Source organism: Fictibacillus gelatini DSM 15865 (genome assembly GCF_000430745.1).
In the GTDB taxonomy this organism is placed as follows: domain Bacteria; phylum Bacillota; class Bacilli; order Bacillales; family Fictibacillaceae; genus Fictibacillus_A; species Fictibacillus_A gelatini.
The window spans coordinates 68,035-87,087 of sequence record NZ_KE387229.1; the positions used below are offsets into that span (position 1 = coordinate 68,035).

16 protein-coding genes and 1 pseudogene are annotated in these 19,053 nt (G+C 43.5%); 6 read left to right on the top strand and 11 right to left on the bottom strand.

Translation table 11 applies throughout. The features are described from left to right. Window positions 1–6: 6 nt before the first annotated feature. The 5 genes from H538_RS0118490 to H538_RS0118510 form a co-directional block, all read right to left on the bottom strand. Window positions 7–1,119: a DegT/DnrJ/EryC1/StrS family aminotransferase gene (locus H538_RS0118490; protein ID WP_026678831.1), complete on the bottom strand. Its 1,113-nt coding sequence runs from the start codon at window positions 1,117–1,119 to the stop codon at window positions 7–9. Between the two features lie 69 nt (window positions 1,120–1,188). Then, the gene (locus H538_RS0118495; protein WP_026678832.1) at window positions 1,189–2,337 is read right to left on the bottom strand and encodes a glycosyltransferase family 4 protein; all 1,149 of its coding nucleotides are present in this window, start codon (window positions 2,335–2,337) and stop codon (window positions 1,189–1,191) included. Between the two features lie 196 nt (window positions 2,338–2,533). Continuing rightward, the gene (locus tag H538_RS0118500; protein ID WP_026678833.1) at window positions 2,534–3,865 is read right to left on the bottom strand and encodes a flippase; all 1,332 of its coding nucleotides are present in this window, start codon (window positions 3,863–3,865) and stop codon (window positions 2,534–2,536) included. Beyond that, window positions 3,858–5,198, bottom strand: coding sequence for a glycosyltransferase (locus tag H538_RS0118505; protein ID WP_026678834.1), 1,341 nt, complete (start codon window positions 5,196–5,198; stop codon window positions 3,858–3,860). Before H538_RS0118505 ends, H538_RS0118500 begins: the two co-directional genes overlap by 8 nt. A 127-nt stretch (window positions 5,199–5,325) precedes the next feature. Next, window positions 5,326–6,198: an NAD(P)-dependent oxidoreductase gene (locus tag H538_RS0118510; RefSeq protein WP_026678835.1), complete on the bottom strand. Its 873-nt coding sequence runs from the start codon at window positions 6,196–6,198 to the stop codon at window positions 5,326–5,328. A 428-nt stretch (window positions 6,199–6,626) separates the two neighbouring features. Between H538_RS0118510 and H538_RS0118515 the strand changes: the two genes are divergently transcribed. The 3 genes from H538_RS0118515 to H538_RS0118525 are packed head-to-tail and all read left to right on the top strand — an operon-like array spanning window position 6,627 to window position 9,078. Continuing rightward, window positions 6,627–7,229, top strand: a complete 603-nt coding sequence (locus H538_RS0118515) for a DUF6230 family protein (RefSeq protein WP_051291562.1) — start codon at window positions 6,627–6,629, stop codon at window positions 7,227–7,229. A 27-nt stretch (window positions 7,230–7,256) separates the two neighbouring features. Further along, window positions 7,257–7,670: a DUF6114 domain-containing protein gene (locus H538_RS24425; protein ID WP_051291563.1), complete on the top strand. Its 414-nt coding sequence runs from the start codon at window positions 7,257–7,259 to the stop codon at window positions 7,668–7,670. 19 nt (window positions 7,671–7,689) lie between these two features. Continuing rightward, on the top strand, window positions 7,690–9,078 hold the full coding sequence (locus H538_RS0118525; protein WP_026678837.1) for a hypothetical protein: 1,389 nt from the start codon (window positions 7,690–7,692) through the stop codon (window positions 9,076–9,078). Window positions 9,079–9,206: 128 nt separating this feature from the next. On the opposite strand, the gene H538_RS24430 is transcribed toward H538_RS0118525, so the two are convergent. From H538_RS24430 to H538_RS24435, 5 genes are all read right to left on the bottom strand, one after another. After that, window positions 9,207–13,544 carry a pullulanase X25 domain-containing protein gene (locus H538_RS24430; protein ID WP_051291564.1) on the bottom strand — a complete coding sequence of 1,446 codons (4,338 nt, stop codon included), beginning with the start codon at window positions 13,542–13,544 and terminating at the stop codon, window positions 9,207–9,209. Window positions 13,545–13,737: 193 nt separating this feature from the next. Next, the gene (locus H538_RS0118535) at window positions 13,738–14,010 is read right to left on the bottom strand and encodes a hypothetical protein (RefSeq protein WP_026678838.1); all 273 of its coding nucleotides are present in this window, start codon (window positions 14,008–14,010) and stop codon (window positions 13,738–13,740) included. Window positions 14,011–14,270: 260 nt separating this feature from the next. After that, window positions 14,271–14,474, bottom strand: a complete 204-nt coding sequence (locus tag H538_RS0118540; protein WP_051291572.1) for a YiaA/YiaB family inner membrane protein — start codon at window positions 14,472–14,474, stop codon at window positions 14,271–14,273. Between the two features lie 82 nt (window positions 14,475–14,556). Continuing rightward, the gene (locus H538_RS0118545) at window positions 14,557–14,991 is read right to left on the bottom strand and encodes a hypothetical protein (protein WP_026678840.1); all 435 of its coding nucleotides are present in this window, start codon (window positions 14,989–14,991) and stop codon (window positions 14,557–14,559) included. Between the two features lie 19 nt (window positions 14,992–15,010). Continuing rightward, complete coding sequence (locus H538_RS24435) at window positions 15,011–15,322, bottom strand: DUF4306 domain-containing protein (RefSeq protein WP_245595272.1); 312 nt, start codon at window positions 15,320–15,322, stop codon at window positions 15,011–15,013. 303 nt (window positions 15,323–15,625) lie between these two features. Between H538_RS24435 and H538_RS0118555 the strand changes: the two genes are divergently transcribed. Beyond that, on the top strand, window positions 15,626–16,960 hold the full coding sequence (locus H538_RS0118555) for a sensor histidine kinase (RefSeq protein ID WP_026678841.1): 1,335 nt from the start codon (window positions 15,626–15,628) through the stop codon (window positions 16,958–16,960). 18 nt (window positions 16,961–16,978) lie between these two features. Beyond that, entirely contained in the window at window positions 16,979–17,647 is a 669-nt protein-coding gene (locus tag H538_RS0118560; protein WP_026678842.1) for a response regulator transcription factor, read from the top strand. Window positions 17,648–17,721: 74 nt separating this feature from the next. Here H538_RS0118560 and H538_RS0118565 read toward each other — a convergent pair whose 3' ends face one another. Then, window positions 17,722–18,177, bottom strand: coding sequence for a GNAT family N-acetyltransferase (locus H538_RS0118565; RefSeq protein WP_026678843.1), 456 nt, complete (start codon window positions 18,175–18,177; stop codon window positions 17,722–17,724). Between the two features lie 159 nt (window positions 18,178–18,336). Here H538_RS0118565 and H538_RS24440 point away from each other — a divergent pair. After that, window positions 18,337–18,958: pseudogene (locus tag H538_RS24440) on the top strand (NAD(P)-dependent oxidoreductase). Window positions 18,959–19,053 lie beyond the last annotated feature (95 nt).

Sequence of the window (19,053 nt, forward strand, 5' to 3'; positions counted from 1 at the left end):
CCCCCTCTATTTGTTGTAAAATGAAGCAATTTGCTCCACGACATATTCTTGCTGTTCCAATGTCAATTCCGGAAACATCGGCAATGAGAGAGCTTCCCGTGCCGCCCTTTCTGCTTCTGGCAAATCGCCTGGCTGATAGCCCAACTCGTGAAAAACAGGCTGCAAGTGGAGCGGCTGAGGATAGTAAACCATTGTGCTGACGCCCCGCTCCTTTAAAAATTGCTGCAGCTCATTTCTGCGCTCGGCCCGAATCGTATATTGATGAAACACGTGTTCATTGTGCGCTTCAACATATGGCGTAACAACACCCTCTTTCAAGTAATCGGAGAAAAGGGATGTATAGATGCCGGCCTTTTCCGTGCGCAATTCATTCCATCTCTTTAAATACCGGAATTTCACATTCAAAACGCCAGCCTGCAATTCGTCTAAACGGCTATTTAGCCCGAGAATATGGTGATAATACTTCGGCTTGCTTCCATGCACGCGGATGACCTTTGCCGTCTCGGCGATTTCTTCGTCTTTTGTGACGATCATGCCGCCGTCCCCGTATGCACCGAGGTTTTTTGTCGGGAAAAAGCTGTAGCATGCCGCCGTTCCCAGTTCCCCGGGGCTTTTCCCTTTATATGCTGAGCCAATGGCCTGTGCGGCGTCTTCGATAATGGCCAAATGATGCTTTCTCGCAAGCTCCACAATCGGATCCATATCCGCCATCTGGCCATACAAATGAACCGGTATGATGGCCGCGGTTTTATCTGTGATCGCTTCCTTTACTTTTTCAGGATCGATATTGTACGTTTTTGGGTCAATGTCAACAAACACCGGAATGGCCCCTGCCCGCGCCACTGCCCCTGCCGTCGCGAAGAACGTAAACGAAGGCACAATGACTTCATCGCCAGGCTGGATCCCGCATGCCAACAAAGAAATATGCAAAGCGTCGCTTCCGCTGGCAACCCCTATACCATAGTGAACATTGCTGAACGTTGCAATGTCTTCTTCAAGTTGTTTAACATGGCTGCCTAAAATAAATCGGGAGCCGGAAATAATCTCCTCGAGCGTTTGATTGATCTCTTGTTTAAGGCTTGCGTATTGTTCGGTTAGATCAAGCATCGGTACATTCATTTGCATCATCGCGTTTTCCATTTCTTATTGCCACCTTTTTTGGATATTTTTTCAAATCGTTTAATTGCTTTAACTTATGTCCAAAACCGCTTCGTTTGGGAGATGAAGCGATTCATACAAACGGACGAGTTCCTCGCTTTCTTTTTCCCAATTGTACTTTTCAATTACAGCCTTCCTTCCGTTTTCCCCCATTCGCCTTGCCTCTTCGGGGTGGTCGATAAGCCATTTCATCGCCTTCGCAATCTCTTCAGGATGTAAAGGATTTACGCAAATCCCACATTGATTCCCTTCGACAAATTCGCGCCATAACGGAAAATTCGAGGCGATGGATGGAATTCCCGCCGCCATATATTCAAAGAGCTTAATCGGGTACGACACCATATATCTTGGCTCGGGATGAAGCAGCACAAGCCCGGCGCGCGCCTTCGCTAGCTGTTCCACGACGGCTTCTCTATCCAGCCAGCCTTTATCGTCCACAAATCGCCAGCCTGGCAATTCTTTCACTTCATCTTTCAATGGCTCCGGGCTGAAGTTGCCCGCAAGAACAAGCTTCTCTTCGCTCCGGCGGTTAAGAACGTCCATTGCCTCCACCATTTGCTTGATGCCGCGCAAATAGGTAATTCCGCCAATATATATGAAATGCCTCCGATCCTGGCCGTTCGTTTCTAAAACGCTTTTCTCCTTTAGCAACTCTTGTAAAATCGGGAAATTATGAATGATTACCGTATTTGGATTATAGGTTTGAAACCTTTCACCAATCGTTGGCGTCGCCGCAACGACGGCATCAAAGCGCCTGGAAGCAAATCTTTCAATGGTTTTTACAAAAGATGAAACCCATTTCCGGAGCGGCTTTGGAATCCACTGTTTGGACAACACTTGCTCAGGAACGTCTTCATGCACGTCATAAATGACTTTTTTTCCTTTCCATTTAAGCAAGAGCCCGATTCCGATCAACTCGGGATCGTGGAAATGATAAATATCGGCGCCCTGGGCCAATCCCTCTTTATAGACAGCCCAGGAGGCCTTGATCATGCGCACGAGCCGGTTATTCGCGTTTGACCTGGCCCCGGCCACTTTTACGCCATTGCGGATGCAGCTTTCCGTATTTGTCGCCACGAGCGTTACATCATGTCCGGCTTTACGGAGGGAACAACATTCTTTGACAAATATTCTGATGTCATCAGCGGGGTGGACAGAAGTTAAATGACAAATTTTCATAAATTATGTTTCACAACCTTTGATTCAATCGTTAGTGTACGTAAGAAAAACGGTTTATTTTTAAACTTCTATCTATAGTTCCACCATACAATATTTCAAGCTTCTGGACGGTAAAGGTTACGTTAAGAGATTGTAAACGGAATATGAAGAAACCGGTCCTTTCATCTTTGTTAGAAAAGTGCCGCATCGCTTTACCTCAGGCATGGCGCCTCAGTTTTACCTTCATAGCCGCCCGTTTGTACAATCGGATGTCTTCTTTTTTTATGAGAAGAAAACGATGAAACGGCTCTTTTGTCACTATGCGGAACATGAACGCTTTGCATATGAAGCTGACAAAATACGTTATCGTGGCAGCCAGCGCCGCCCCGGCCAATCCATGTTTCGGGATGAGAAAAACATTCAATATGAAATTGAATCCAACGTTGAAAATGGAAAGATACATGTTAAGCTCCGGCTTCCCTCTTCCCGCAATATCATTTGATAGAATTTTTTCAACCGACAAAAAGGCAATGCCGGGGAGCATGATTTGCAACAAACCAGCACTCTCCCTGTATTCCCCGCCAAATAAATAAACGATCAAATCCTTTGCGACGAGCGCGCCGATGATGGCCAATGAAACCGATAGGGCCAAAATGTTTCTGCTGACGACCGATGTTAGCCGGTTCCGTTCTTCTTCCGACTCACAGGATGCGACTTTCGGATACAGCACATTCGAAAACGACGCCGCAAAAATGGTCAGGCGCTCCCCGATATTCATCGCCGTCACATAGATCCCGACGGCACTGTCGACCATGAAATATCCGATCAAAAAAATGACGATTCGATAATTGAGAAAGCTCGCAAAATTGCTAATGTGTACTTTCAATCCATATTTCACGGATTTTTTAAAGTAAGCGAAAGAAAATGAGTGTAATCTTGCCTTCAACTTATGCTGCTTTTTCAGCGCCCGGATCATGAACATAACCGTAATGAGGTTCCCGGAAATAAACGCCGAAATCGCTCCTACAAGCCCCCACCCTAACACAAGCGTAAATAGCACAATGGACGCAAGGATGGAAAATTGATTGATCACCATCGCCGTGTTGTACAGTTTAAAATCTTGCAGCCCTTGAAAAACGGTTTGGAAAAATTCCCGCAAGAACATGAACGGCAATGAAAGCAAGCAAAAATAGAGCAGCACGTGCGGCGTTTGGTTAAAAAAATGGTCGGAAAAAAAGTAGATGACAACAGCGCCAACCATCATACTGATGAAACTGAGAAAAAGGCCGCTCAAAATGTTGTTATTATAAACCGTATTTAACTCGACTTCGCCTTTGCTGACATAATAAATCGTCGATGTATTGATCCCGAGAGTAAGGAAAGTCAATAGAACCGTCGGAAGCAATGTGATCAGTGAATATTTCCCCTGTCTCCCCGGCCCAAGAATGCGGGCGAGGACAACTAAGAGCAAAACACCGATGGCAATATTGGCAATCTGCCTTGTAAACGTCAGAAAACTATTTTGTAAAAAGCTTCGGTTATCACCCATGTGAACGAAAATCCCATCGTTTTAAATTCCTAAAAAAGGTGTTGTAATTCTGCTCGGCGTTATAGCGTTCCCGCCACATTTTATAGGCATTTAGGCGATACTTTTTCTTCTCTTCTTCCGGCAATCCGATAAACGTTTCGATACACTCATTTAGCCGCTCTGGCGATACATTTGGATCAAGCAAAATGCCCGTATGTTCATTGACCACTTCTTTTACGCCTCCAACATTTGTAGCGATCACTGGAATTCCCACGCTAAACGCCTCCATGATCGTAACTGGGATCCCTTCGCTTGAGCTGACATTGATAAAAACGTCAACCGGATGGCTTTTGTAAAATTCATACACTTGCCGATTATCGAGCTGGCCTTTAAACTCAACGCTCACATTTGGCGGAAGCTCTTTTTTTGCCTTTTCTTCTATCTCAGTCCGCAAATCTCCATCGCCAATATGGGTCCAATGAATCTTTCGTTTTGAATATTTCAATCCTTCGATCAATAAATGAAGTCTTTTGACAGGCTTCATAAATGAACAGGTGACAACCCGGAAAGTTCCGTCCTGTGAACTTCTTGCCATAAATTGAGGGCTTTCCGTGCCCAGGCGGCTAATGTAAAACTTTTCATTCACCTCACTGTAGTTCTTCAGTAAGTAACGTTTCGCATCGGCAGATATCGGATGGACGGAATCAAGATGCCGAATCGTTTCGCGCTGCAGCGGCAAATAAGGCGGAACGTGGTCCGCTTCGTATAAGTCGCCGCGATGGGCACGCGAAACGACCTGTATATGCTTATAGTTTTCTTTAATCATCGCCAGCGCTACCGCTGAAGGCGTTAGCCAATACGAATAAAACAAGCATTCCTCAGCATCCCCGTTATTCTTTAGCCACTGTTTTTCAATGTATTTTCGAATACGCACGGCATGTCCAAGCCAGTTGATTAAAATCAATAAAGCTTTCGGACCCATTTTTATAGCCCTTTTTGCATCCTTCATGAACCATCTTCTTGCCTGTCCGTCAAACATAACAGTGAATAGACGGCCAATATGCTTTTTTGCCTTTGATGATTCCCCGGAGATTGAATGAATCCGGGTTTGTTTTGGCACATCTCTTCTCTTACCACTTCCGTTAGCTGGAATAATATGAATTTCTTCAAATAAATTGGCAATATATTTCATTTCCGTCTCTAAAAATTGCTCACCGGGAAAAAAGGGATATCGATTGGTAAGGAGTATGATTTTGTTCCTATTAGAGGAGACCATTTTTCCACCCGCCTTTTTGACATATTGCTCCTTTTTCTGCAAAAGTCCAAAACCAGTATTCGTTTTGCAGGGTTTCATGATACGCCTTCAGTATTAAGTGGAAATAAAGCGAATGTAAATTCATTGTAAAGAGAACATCTTAGCCGGATTTCGCTTTAAATAGAAAAAGGCACCTATCCAATGAATGGATAGGCGCCTTTTCTTATCATTGCTTTAATCGTTTGTACAGTGCCTGGGTCCCGCTATTTTCTTCGCCCATTTGGGCAAGCTCTTCGTATAGCTGCTTCGCAAGGCTTAAGCCCGGGACCTGCAGCCCCATTTCTTCCGCGGATTCAAGCGCGATCTTCATGTCTTTTATAAAATGCTTCACATAAAAGCCAGGGCTGAAATCACCGTTGATGATCCTCGGTACATAGTTTGACAATGACCAGCTTCCGGCCGCTCCCGTCTCAATGCTTTTTAGTACCGTATTTGGATCAAGCCCTGCTTTCTCCGCATAAAGGAGCGCCTCACATACCCCGATCATCCCTGAGGCGATTGCGATTTGATTGCACATTTTCGTATGCTGCCCTGCCCCGGCTTCTCCTTGAAGCACAATATTCGTCCCTAATGTTTTAAAAATCGGCAGCATTTCATTAAATGCTTCCTCTTCGCCGCCAACCATAATGGAGAGCCTTGCTTCTCTGGCACCGACATCGCCGCCAGAAACCGGGGCATCAAGCGCATGCATCTTCAATTCCTTTGCCCGCTCCGCAATCTTTTTAGCGAGTTTCGGGCTCGAAGTCGTCGCATCAATGACATACGTCCCCGGTTTTGCCCCGGCAAAAATGCCCTCTTCACCGAAATACACTTCTTCAACGTCAGACGGATAGCCAACCATGGTGATGATCACGTTCGCCTTTTCCGCAAGCGACTTCGGGGACTCTTCCCATGTTGCCCCGTTTATGAGCAAATCTTCTGCTTTAGCACGCGTCCGGGTAAAAATATGCACCGGATAGCCCGCTTTTAGCAAATTGAGCGCCATGCTTTTTCCCATTACACCCGTTCCAATAAAACCGATGATTGTATTCTCTCTCATTCATCCACTTCCTCTCACAACATCCTTACGTATTCTTATCTTACTTCAAATTTTATTATTTTTCAGTGAATGATGAGGTTTTCCGTGTTGAAATTCATCCAACTTTCGACTTATTTTTCATTCCATACTATTTTACTATTCTTTTTAAGGGCCAGGGTTTTCGCGGACTATTAAAATTCCCACTTATTTTATGGACTATAACGGGTTATTGTTGGATTTTATAAAGTTTGCTAAAATAGCAATACTATTCTGACAATAATCGCAGAAACGCTTATACCGCTAGCGGTATGAGCGAAAATGGAGCATCATTTCTAGCCGGCTCAATTGGAAACGCTATCATATTGCTAAGGAGGGACAACACGGCAAAAACAGCCCGTTGTGTTGGTTGAAAAAAATTTTTTTTAAAACGAGAGGAGCGAATCAACCGTATGGAACTTGAAAAAGCGTCTGTAACGATTTTCTCTCAACAAGAACGTGCAACAGGGAGAACGAACAAAAAGAAATTTTGGATGGCGCTCGCCTCAGGGTTTCTTTTCCTTGGCTTGCTCGTCAGTTTCCTTGGCGTTTCAGGGGTAGCCTACGCCGTCCCTATTACGGGATTCGGCGATTTCACGGTCAGCTTTGACAAGCTTGAAGGAAACGGTTACACCTTCTATCCAAAACTTGGAGAGAATAGCCAGAACAAATCCATACCAATGGGACGTAACGAGATTAAAGAATTGACGGTTTATGGTCTTAAAATTACGAAAGAGTTACAGGTCACAGACGGGCAGTGGGTCCGGATCACCGTTACCGCTTCCAAGCCTGTAAAGATCACAGGATTAATCCAGGATGCACGTTCGCTTAACGGAGATGCTACCTTTAATAAAATGGCGATAGCTGAACATTTTAGCGATGACTGGCAAAAACAGTTCACTCAAGGGGCCGATGGCATCGTCTTAAAAAACGCCACATTAAAGACCGATTACTTGTTTCAAAATACAGTAACCTTAAATGGCATGAAGCTTTCTGTTGAGCGAATTAAAAAGTAAAAGATGTAAGGAATGAGGAGGGACAAAATGAAAGGGGAACATGCAGGGAACATGGGTTCATTTAAATCGTGGCGCCAGTCTCGCCCATTTTGGGGAGCGTTATTCATTTGCCTGGCGGGCTGTCTTGTAACGTGGATTCCGGTAAGCATGGCACCTATTGCCTTTTTACCCGGCACATTTGCCTTTATCGGCTTCATTTTTGGCGGTTTATTGCTCATCTTAGGCATTCTCGCTTTTTTCTCAAGGCCACTCAAGACATTTATCGGAATTGCCGCGATCTTCCTGTCCGTTTTGTCACTCATCGGAGCATTAGGAGGCTTACTACTTGGTACGGTGTTTGGAATAATTGGTGGCGCACTTTGCTTTGCCTGGACTCCTCAAAGTGTAAGTGAAGATTTAAAGAAAACGGCGATACAGAAAGAAAGGAGAAAAACGTCATAAGAAAAAAGTGAGTGATGGCATGAAGGTAAAAAAAGCTTATCAAAAATTAGGATCACTAGTTTTATGCATTTGTTGGCTCGTAGCATTTGTAAGTTTTCCTGTAAAAACGGGCTTTGCAGCGTCTGATCCTACCGAAGGATTTATCATTAAAGCGGGCCGAATCGAAGGTGACCTGCTCGCTCCGAAGATCGTTTCCGGCGAAACTTCCCATCATAAAAAACAGTTGATGATTCGTTTTAACTATAAGAATGCTACGATTTACGATATGACGATGGTGAAACAAATCAACACGCCAAACGGACCGATGACCATTACGATTCATTCAAGTCAACCCGTCCATGCACATCAAATGTCCGTTGATGCAACCGGTTTTCAATTTGACGGGGCATGTATCCAACTTGGTAAAAGCATCCCGGGTGTCGGGCTGGAAAATGTAACGCTCGTCGGCCACTCGATGCATGCTGAAACGTTAGATATGAGCCAACTTTCGCTGGTGACTACGAACAAAAGTGCTTCAATTGAGAAGCCGCCGACCAATTCTGTATTACGCGGTTTAATGAATGGTGATTCATTCAACTCTTCAGATAAAAAGAAAAAAGAATCGCTTCCTTTATTTTGTCCATCTGATGAAAAGGAACCATCTAAAGAAGGCCATCGTTCAAAAAAGAGTTCTTCTAACGATAATGATCAACAAAAGGATGGCAGTTCAAAACCGGATAAAGGTGGTATAGATGGTGAATCTGGAAAAGGGTCAGAAACAGGAGATGTTGGCCATTCCAGCCATTCAGGAACTGTGCCTGACACAGGAGATGCCGGCGATTCAGAATCTAAGCCTGATTCAGGAGGAGGAAGCAATCCTGGCGATGCATTGCCGGATCCAACAAAAGGAGGCTTAGATCAAGAGACGATAAACAATTGGCTGAAAGAAATAGCCGATCTCAGCAAGAAAACTGAATCCCTCAGAAAGGACATGACGGCGACGTTGGATAAAATGACTGGTATAAACAAGACGTTAGATGAGACAACGAGAAGAGTAGATTCCCTATTTTTATTACCATCAACGGTTAACGATCTGAGAAAGAAACTGGAACAATTAGCCGAAGATCAAAAAAAGGTGAAGCAATCATTAGAACAAGAGGTAAAACAGCTTGGGCTACTAAAAAAACAAGTGAAACAAATGGATAAAGTACTTCAATCTAACCGGAAAAACGTTGAGAAGCTAAAGACCCTCTATGACAAACTGGATAATGTGAAGAAAACCATCCATGAAAATGAGAAAAAACGCGAGGCACTTGCGCAGCAGGAAAAGAAAAATAAAGACGACACTGCCAATCTTTTAAAAAAGCTGGATAGCGGATTGCTTCATCCACTGTTAGAGCCCGTACGAGATTTACTCCATTTAATTTAAATTCGTTGAATTATATCTCAAATCTGTTGAATTACGATCAATTTTCGTTGAATTATCTTTACAATTGGTTGAATTAATGTAGGTTCTCCACACTCTGAGAAAATCCTCCCCGCTCCGGGGGAGGATTTCTATTTTTTTATAATCGTCCAGTTCAATGTTTTGGTGCTTTTCGCGATCGCGCCAGCGTCATTTTTAAAAATGGCTGTTTTGCTTTCTTCTGACGGTTCAATATGAATTTGAATGTTGTTTTCCCCATCTTTTAAGGAAAGGGTGTGGGAGAATGTCATGTCATTATTGATGGCGACCCGTTCGCCATTTATCGTCAGGACACCGCCTTTAATGGCAGTACCTTTTAACGTTATTGAGTCAGAAGAGACGGTTTGCCCATCCGAATGAGATGTAATGACAGCCGGCTCGTCAATCCAGTGAAGAATTTTATCGTGTATGGCCATTTGATGATTTCCTTCATTTTTAACCACGATTTGCAAATCCGTTCCCGGGGCGCCATAGCCGTAATAGCTTACATCATCATCAGCCGGGTTGGATGGCGTATGATCCGCAAGTCCTTCATGATCCCACGATCCGTCTTTTACATATTTGTAAGTGAGCACTTCTCCTTCCTGTGCTTCGACCGTATATTCAAAATCATTCGTTACCGCGCCGTTTCGCGTCATTTCCCATGCACCGGTATTCCAGCCGTTTTTGCTGCCTGGTATCGTCAGTTTGGCGCTTTGCGGCGTATAATCAGGCGCGTTTACTTGAAACGTCACTTTGACCAACCGTAAGTCCGGTGTTATGCTCACTTTGTTCGATGTAACGAAATTGCCGTATTGCTCATACAAGCGGATTTCATAGCTGTACGTGATGCCATTTGTGACCGTATCATCCTTATATGTCGTTTTTGCCCGGTCAAACAGCCGTTCAACGACATGGCCGTTCCGGATAATCTCTGCCATATACGGGTGGTTAGCTTCTTCAACCGTCCATGATAGATTCACCTGACCGGATTCTACTTGCGGCTGTTTTAATGTCATGCTTTTTGCTGGAGGTTCCCGATCTATTCCTTTCGTATAAGCCACGTATTGGGAAGGGCTTCTTGCCCAGCTTCGTCCGAGATCCGTCGAAATGGCATAGCGGTATTCATATTTCCCTGATTGAACTGGCAAAAACTCGCTTTGAAACACGTTTGCGTTTTGCTTTTGCCCCACATACTCCGCATCGTATATCGACCACCCGCTCTTACCCGGTTCTTTTACTTCAAGCTTTGTTAGTAATCCCTGGGCTTTGCCTTCATTCGTTACATTTTCAATAAAAATTTCCCCGTCTACCGTCTGGCTTTTTGATAAATCAATCGTGCCATCCGCCAATTTTGTCACGTTTTTAATCGCATAGCTTCCTTTCATAAGCTTACTATGCGGTATCGCCTCTTTTGACTCCGTTTTTGCGGATTCGTTGCCGTAATGATCAACGGCAGTAACGGCAAAATAATATCTCCGTCCATTATCAAGGCTGTCAATCTTAATATAAGGCCGTTTCGTCGTTGCGATCTTTTTATATAAACCGCCGCTGATCGTCGTTTCGTAAATGTTATAGCGGACTCTGTTTTTTTGATCCCATGCGAGCGTAATGGAATGGCTTCCTTCTTTTACCATGATGCGGGAGACGGCTTTCGGCCGCTCAAGCGATTGCCCCGGAGCCGTGACGAGCATGCGTCCTTCCATAGCCGGGATCGTGATATTTAGCTTTCCTTCTTTTACGGTAACGTTATATTTTTGATCAAGCTGATCGATAAGCTGCACTTGATTCACTAAAAGATCCTTCACATCCAGTTCAATCGTTTTCGCTTCCGCCCCCCGATTCGTGACGATGATCGCGACATTCTTTTGATCTCTCCGGGCATAGGCAAAAACATCCCCGTCCGCATAAAGGTGATGAAGTTCGCCAGAGGAAAAAAGTCCCCTGTACTCGTTTCTCACACTTCCGATCGTTTGATAATGCCGGATCAGCTCTTTATTTTCTTTCCCCCACGGGTACGTCCTGCGGTTATCCGGGTCTTTGGACCCCGTTACCCCCGCTTCATCGCCATAATAAATGGCCGGCGCACCGGGGTAGCCCATTTGGATGATCGCCGCAAGCTTCAGGCGTTTAATCCCGAGCTCATAGTCAAAGTTTTTGTCCTGCTCTGCCCGCTCAACAGAGTCTGTTCCATTCCCTAAAACAAAGGAAGCCCTCGGTGTGTCATGTGATCCGACCAAATTCATCAATGCATGGAAAGCTTCTGGCGGGTAATCTTCATAAATGGCGTTGAGTTGCTCCACCGCCCCTTCGGCATTCCCATTTTTCAAGTAGTCGATAACAGCTCCGCGGAAACGGTAATTCATGACAGAATCATAGAGATCTCCCAGGAAATATTGGGACGCATCATCCCATATTTCCCCCAGGATGAGCGGATCCTTTTTCTTGTCTTTCTTCAGCTCTTTACGGAACTCGCGCCAGAAATCAGGGTCGACTTCATTCGCGACATCAAGGCGCCATCCAGACGCTCCCCGTTTGAGCCAGCTTTTCGCAACGGAATTTTTGTCGTACATGATATAGTTGGCAAATGCTTCATTGTTCAGTTCCGAATCATGATCGACTTTTTTGCCCGGAATTGACTTGATTTCCGGCAATGAGTCATAACCCCACCAGCCTTGATATTTATAGATACCGTTTTCCTTTTTATTTTCAATATTGAACCAATTTTGGAATCCATAAGGGCTAAATACCTGCCCTTCTTTTTTCAGCTGCTGTTCAACCCGTTGTTTCGCCTCTTTTTCACTGACTCCTTTATTAACAAGGTCGTAAATACGGGACCAATATTCATACGCCCCGACTGTTTTGTATTTACCATAGCGGTCAAAATAAATCGAATCGTCTCCGACATGGTTAAATACTCCATCTAAAATAAGTTGCATCTTCCGCTTTTTCAGTTCGTTGACAAACGCCTGAAATTCCTTCGGTGAAGCGAACATCGGGTCAATCGTTTTGTAATCTGTTGCGTCATATTTATGATTGGATGACGCTTCAGCGATTGGGTTTAGATAGAGCGTATTGACGCCGAGCGATTGAATGTAATCGAGCTTCTCCCGTATTCCTTCGATATCGCCGCCGAAAAAGTCATTGCTCCAGATGCCGTCACCGTCATAGCCTTCAGCATCTTTTAAACGCGGATTATCGGGAAGGGAACCCCATTTCCGATGTTCAACCGGATCATTGCCCCTGGCCGTCTGCTTGGCTGTATCATTCTTTTTATCACCATTAAAAAAACGATCCGGGAAGATTTGATAAACGACCGCACTCTTCATCCAGTCTGGTGTTTGATAAGAAGGATCATATACGGTCAGCTGAAAAAAGGGCGCATTGCTGTCAGCAGGAAGCCCGGATTTTCCTTCTTTCGCATCCTCGCCGTACTCTTCCAATTGGGTACCGTCACGGGCAATGAACTTGTAGCCGTAAACGCCTTTTTCTTTCAGTTTAACCGTCGCTTCCCAAAATTCCGCCTTTTCCCCTTTCAGCTCCGTCCAACCGATATTTTTCATTGATGAAGTTGTTGTGTTTCCGGTCGTATAATTTTTTAAAACAACACTTACCCCGGTTAGGTCCCCCTTTTGTGCCTGAAGCCGAAGTTTTACAGAACCCCCGGCTTTTACTGCGCCAAATGGCGAACGATACAAGTTATCCCATGTATTGTGATAAAGTTTGTTTTTTTGGATAACGCCATCCGGCTTCCCGGCATCATAATCGGTATATACGTCGTGAGTATCGTGGTTGTAAAAAAAAGTGATCTTCTTCTTTTCGAGGACATTGAGCTTCATGTTGTTTGAAGGGTAAGAAGGGTTGTCCCAGCTTGAACCAAGGACAATTTTAAATTCGTACGATCCTTTTGGCACCTCTGTCGTATACGTGTACAGATTGTCTTTATCATCGTCCTTTAAAATGGCGGTTGATTCGGCCGGTGACCAGTTGCTTCCGGCTCCAATCGCAGGCTGAATATCACCGGCGATGCGCGGCAGCTCATGATCAGACAGAGGTATAGAAACCGTGGCAATATGAGTGGAATCATTATAAACAAAGGTGACGGATGTTTTCTTTTTTAATGTCAATTTATAGTTGGCCCCATTTCGTTCTCCTCTCTCTCCATAGTTTTCATCCCATGAACCGTTTATTACAATTTTATATTCATACGTCCCTGCTGGCAATGTTCCGGATAATTTATATAATCCATCTTCGGAAAGTGCCATGGTGGTTTTCGGGTCGGATGGATTCCACTCCCCGGATCCTCCAAGTTCATTTTGCAAGTCCCCAACCAGTGTCACTTTCCGATCCGCTGCCTTTGCATTTTTTTGATCGATCGTTTGTGCAAACGTTTGCAAAATAAGTGTTAAAAATAGAATAATAGAGACTTGCCGTATCGCCCTTCTTTTCACTCGTTACTCCCCTTTCAAAAAATCTTTATGAAATCGTTTGCATTAAGAGATACCATACTGTTTTTTTCATTATTGCATATCCTTTACTCTAGAAAAATAGGGCCGTCTTCCTATTTAATCTACATTTCTGAAAAAGGATAGAAAAAATTTCAACCCGCAGGATGACCATCATCGAGCGGGCTGTTCTCTTATTTTAAATGAACGTCTTAGAATAGCTCCATAATGCGTTCATAAAGACGACATAAAGCGTCAACATGATCGATAATAAAGAAAACAGAATAGGGACTAATTTCAAGCGGCCTTCGATCCGCTTAAAGCTGGCAACAAATATGACAATAGAGAATGCAAATAAAATATAATAGCTTAAGAAAGCCAATAGAACGTACTTTTTGACGACCGAAGATGCGGCTACTGTTGCTGTAAGCAGGGAAGAAAATGAAAGTATCGAAATCGGTACCCACTTCAAATTGCCCTTTGTTTTAAAAGAGCATATCGTTAATATGGCTAGCGTTATAATGGTTAGCCCTATTAAACTATCCCGATAGGTGTTGAAATGGTTGAAAGCCAGTCCAAAATCTAAACCGAGTATAGAATAGGTGAAGGATACTGTAAAACTTATCATACTGATGAAAATAAAATGCTTGTTATTAATAACCTCTTCCCTCCTATAGTGCTAATTCAACAGGCTGAAAAGAATTGAAGGGAGCATCCATCTGCCCCCATGGCTTACTCAACTTCTTTATAAAACTTTTGAAGCCCCTCGTCGTCTTCTTGATTGTCACGAACTACTTTTGCCACAGTAAATGAAGAAACGATCACACCGACTAGTCCCATTAAGTAGTATCCTTTCACCATTAATGGTTCATCTAACGTATAAAGCCCAATAAGCATGAGCGATGTAAAAGCAATTAATCCTGACCAGGCCAACATTGTAAATGCGGCAGTATTTCTTCTTCTATTCTTTGTCACCTGCACACAACTCCTTATCAAAATAGCTCTATTTTTTGTTGGATTACCAGTAGATCTTTTTATATCTTGTTCCGCTAGTGTCTTCTACAACAATCTTTTTGTGCAATTTATTGACACCAATTAAAATGACGGGGTTTGCTTCTGTCGTCTTCCCTTTTTTTATTTTGATCGTAATATGAGTGGTATCCCCTCTTGCGGAAAACCTTTCCAATTCAACTTTATGACCTTTGTACTCACCCCCTACTGCTATCGCTAGCATCTTCCTGCCTTCTGAAATGGTATAAACAGAATACCCTTTGACATTCGGCTGTTGCGCGGCTTTTTCCGGAAATCGATCGATCATATCAGCTGCCTCATCGTACTTTTCTTTCTGTATTACCCAATAATTTTTATAATTAATTGTGCAGCCTAAAACGGCTAATCCTCCGGCTAAAACAATACATAACATCAATAGCGGAAAAATGAATTTTTTCTTCAATGCACCACTCCTCCCACGTTTAATAGACTTTAAAATAATGTTTGTCATAGCCCTTTTTTCGGTGTTTTTTACTCAAGCGAACGATTTCGCTAATTCCCATCACGAGAAGGGCAAGAAATGATAAAATACAAATGGCCGTGGGTAACGGTTCAACTCTAAAGGCGTAAAGCAATTTATCAATTTCATAAATTTGATTCGTATCTGTAATGGTCTTGGGAGTAAAGATAAGTTGGTCTTTCCAATTCCCGACGTACATCAAATAGCTGTCCATCCATGAAAGTGTGATCGCGCTGTATACGAATAAAGGGAACAGAATGATGCAAGCAAACATCCGTTTCAAGTTCGGGCACCTCCGCCGCTCATCTGGTATTTCGTATCTTACCTATGATTGTAAGGAAATGAGCGAAAAAAAAAAGTACTATCTTTTTCTAGTACCCCCTGCCGAAATGCCTTAATATTGGCGGTTTTTCCCGATTTTGTCGAATTTTGTTGATAAAAAATTTATGTTTTGCCCGTAATGGAGATTTGTGTTTCAAATTATGTGGTAAAATCTATCATAAGGAAAATCATGACGTTTTTTACATACTAGTAATTGCTTAGAAGTATTTTATTTGCTTGGAGTGAAAGTTAATTTATGTTATTTGTGCTAATTATGCTCTGGACAATTGGAGGGATTTTGCTTTTAACAGCAAATCGGAGCCCTACAAGGGTTTTCCTCGCCTTTGTCGCTTTCTGCGGTGGGTCCGGTGCCTTATCCGTCGTCATTACCAAATATATACTTCCATTAGCGGCAAAAAAGGGGATTGCTCCCGGCACTCTAACCGTCGTTGATAATATAGGAACCGCCGCTTCTTTAATGCAATATTACGGCCTTCCATATACATTCATTTTATTTGCCATTTTTTATAACCCGGCGTTTATCACGAGGAAAATAAGGAATGTCCTTCCATTTGTGCTTCTTTGTCCAATACTTGCAACCTTACTTTTCGAGCGGCCGTTTTATCCAATTAACTTTAAACTCGCACTATTCTGGGTTGCCCCCTACATTGCTTTCGGATCTTACCTTATTTTGAGCAAAAAGGAAGACAACTTTTTTCTGCGCCGCAATCATCAGATTACAAGTTTAGCAGTTGTCCCGGCGGTTATACTTTGCTCAATCATGAATTACGTACTGCCTAATTTCGGGTTAGAAGGCATGTGGCGGCACAATACGTGGTTTGTGTCATTTGCTGTTTTAATATGTTTAATCGGCATGTTTAAATACGGGTTTCTAGGCATTCAGTTTTTCATTGAAAAAAGAGAGCTCGATTACTCCATTCATGCCATTACATCAGGAACGGCCATCTTAAATCACGCGATTAAAAATGATGTCGGTAAAATGCGGTTATTCGGAAAAAAAATTGAAAGATTTGCAATGGAAACGGGGCAAGAAGAGCTGCTAGAGGACATTCGGGTAATTTTATCCACATCCGAACACGTCCAGGACGTGATCCAGCACGTACGAAATCAAACGCGGGACCTCGCATTAAAAAAAGAGAGGCATGATCTGGCTGTCATACTGGAAAATTTACTCGCCCAATTTCGCCCCAGTCTGGATCGAATTAAAGTACATACATTATATGACGGCAACTTCGATCTTTATTGTGACCGCACCCAGGTAACAGAAGTATTTAACAATCTATTATTAAACGCGATTGAAGCGATGCCAGACGGCGGAGAGTTAACCGTCAGCTTATACAAAACGAATAAGCACGCTGTAGCGGAAATAAAGGATTCGGGTGTCGGGATCGAAAAAAAATATATGAAGCAGGTCATGAAGCCGTTTTTCACGACGAAGACGAAGAGCGAGAGCAATTTTGGCTTAGGGCTTGCGTACGCTTATCAAGTGATGAAAAAACATAAAGGATCAATCAATATTCAAAGTGAACAAGGGAAGGGCACAACGATTAGTTTGCAGTTTCCCTTATAGTAGGCAGGTTGAAAGGGTATGAGTCAAATCAAATTGTTAATTGTTGAAGATGATAAAGATTGGTTAAGAGGGCTGGTTGACTTTTTATCAAGGGAGCCTGACATCAAAGTCATTTCCCAGGCTCAAACATGTGATGAAGCGCTCGAGCTTCTTAAAAATGAGGAATTTGACGTCATTTTAATGGACATCTCCCTTGCCGGTGAGACGGAAGGGATCTGGCTTACGTCCGAAGTGTGCAAAATGTGTTCAGCCAGAGTCATTATGCTCACTTCCCATAAGGAGAAAGACATAATATTTGACGCATTTCGGGCAGGAGCAACAGACTACCTGGCCAAATCGGACTTCGAGAAAATACCCGATACCATTCGTTCGGCCTTTAAAAAGGAATCCCCGATCAGCGCTTCTGTTGCCGAACAAATACGGGAGGAGTTCAGGCGCTTAAAACAACTGGAACAACAAAATCAAGTAAAAGAAATCCGGGATATGCTAACTTCGACTGAATTAAAGATAATGGAGATGATCAGCGAAGGAGTGACCCAGAGATCCATTGCCAAACAGATGGTCGTTTCCCTCCGGACCATTAAAGTTCACGTCGGAAATGCATTAAAGAAATTAGGGGAAAAAAGCAGCAAAAATGCCGCTAAAAAGTTAAGGGATATGGGAGTGTTTAAAGAAGAAAGCATGTAGCCCCTAACAAAATGGCTAAAGCCATTTTGTTTCAAAGCGGGAGCAGCCAGAACCGGCGAACGGCCGGTTCCGGCTTATACTGCCATTTTCTCAAACTGCGTAATCAACACCCCGGGAGCCACTTCTTGTTCTCCTATTTCCACAAATCCGAGCTTCTTGTATAAATTTTTCGCTGGAATATTCTTTGCCCCTGTGCTTACAATATACTTTTTGATGTCCTTATCGAAATCCAGGACATATTGGACTAAACTTCTCCCGATGCCCCTGCGGAAATAATCAGGATGGACAATCAGGCGGTGAATATCTACTACACCATCTTTTTTCACAAATGAAATAGCCCCGGCTAAGTTTCCTTCAATAAAATACCCGTAGAAATCTTCCGGGCAATTCATAAGGGACCGGGTTGTGTCACGCAGCTGAGGAATGCCGAAAAAGCCGATTAATTCCGCCTCCACTTGATAAGACGGGATTTGTACCTCAAGCACCTGTTGCGCAATGGCTGGGTCTTTAATGTCAATTGGCTGTATCACCTGTTACCACCCCATCCGCTTGCGAAGCGACGTAATTTGATGGCTGCTGCTTCCCGTCCAATCGGGTAACGTACATCCATTGCAGTTCCTCCTTACTGGAAATGATATTGAACAAAACGTATAGTAAAATCATAAATCATTGATTCGGAGGTAAGCTACTTGAATATTCTTATACTTGGTGCAACTGGCCGGGTTGGCCAAAAAATCGTAGAAAACGCGTTGAGCGATGGACACCAAGTTCATGCCCTGGTCCGCTCTCCTGCTCAATTGGAGATCAAAAACGAACACCTGAGCATTTTTCAAGGCAATGTTGTAAATGAAAAAGACATTCGCCGCGCCATCGACGGGTGTGACATGGTGATCAGTGCATTAAGTACGGACGGCGGCACGGCTCTTTCTGACAGTATACACCATATCATTACTACCATGAAAGAAAAAGGAATAAAACGAATCGTGGCTATCGGGACTGCAAGGATCCTGCAAAGCCGCGGCGAACCTGATAAACTGCGCTATGAAACAAGTGAATCAAGACGCTCTTTAACTCGTGCCGCTAAAGAACATTTTAACGTTTATGAGGCGCTCCAATCATCCGGCCTTGACTGGACGATTGTATGCCCCACCTATTTGCCTGATGGGGAAGCGATGGGGCACTACCGTGTAGAAAAAGACTTTCTTCCGGAAGGCGGCAAAAAAAATCAATGTCGATGATGTCGCCAATTTTGCATATGCTCAATTAATGGACACGGCATACAACAAATCCCGCGTGGGCATTGCTTATTAAAAAGCTCTGGCTTATCCAATTGCCAGAGCTTTCTTCGTGTTAGGCTATACTTGCTTTTAGAATCCATTCCGTCTTTGTTACTTTTGCAAACTCCT

Excerpts from the sequence above, each read along its gene's own strand:
- H538_RS0118555 (WP_026678841.1), top strand. The coding sequence starts at position 15,626 with ATGTTATTTGTGCTAATTATGCTCTGGACAATTGGAGGGATTTTGCTT.
- H538_RS0118495 (WP_026678832.1), bottom strand. The coding sequence starts at position 2,337 with ATGAAAATTTGTCATTTAACTTCTGTCCACCCCGCTGATGACATCAGA.
- H538_RS0118540 (WP_051291572.1), bottom strand. The coding sequence starts at position 14,474 with ATGTTGGCCTGGTCAGGATTAATTGCTTTTACATCGCTCATGCTTATT.
- H538_RS0118490 (WP_026678831.1), bottom strand. The coding sequence starts at position 1,119 with ATGAATGTACCGATGCTTGATCTAACCGAACAATACGCAAGCCTTAAA.
- H538_RS0118515 (WP_051291562.1), top strand. The coding sequence starts at position 6,627 with ATGGAACTTGAAAAAGCGTCTGTAACGATTTTCTCTCAACAAGAACGT.
- H538_RS0118510 (WP_026678835.1), bottom strand. The coding sequence starts at position 6,198 with ATGAGAGAGAATACAATCATCGGTTTTATTGGAACGGGTGTAATGGGA.
- H538_RS0118505 (WP_026678834.1), bottom strand. The coding sequence starts at position 5,198 with ATGAAACCCTGCAAAACGAATACTGGTTTTGGACTTTTGCAGAAAAAG.
- H538_RS0118560 (WP_026678842.1), top strand. The coding sequence starts at position 16,979 with ATGAGTCAAATCAAATTGTTAATTGTTGAAGATGATAAAGATTGGTTA.
- H538_RS0118500 (WP_026678833.1), bottom strand. The coding sequence starts at position 3,865 with ATGGGTGATAACCGAAGCTTTTTACAAAATAGTTTTCTGACGTTTACA.
- H538_RS24435 (WP_245595272.1), bottom strand. The coding sequence starts at position 15,322 with ATGTTTGCTTGCATCATTCTGTTCCCTTTATTCGTATACAGCGCGATC.
- H538_RS0118525 (WP_026678837.1), top strand. The coding sequence starts at position 7,690 with ATGAAGGTAAAAAAAGCTTATCAAAAATTAGGATCACTAGTTTTATGC.
- H538_RS24425 (WP_051291563.1), top strand. The coding sequence starts at position 7,257 with ATGAAAGGGGAACATGCAGGGAACATGGGTTCATTTAAATCGTGGCGC.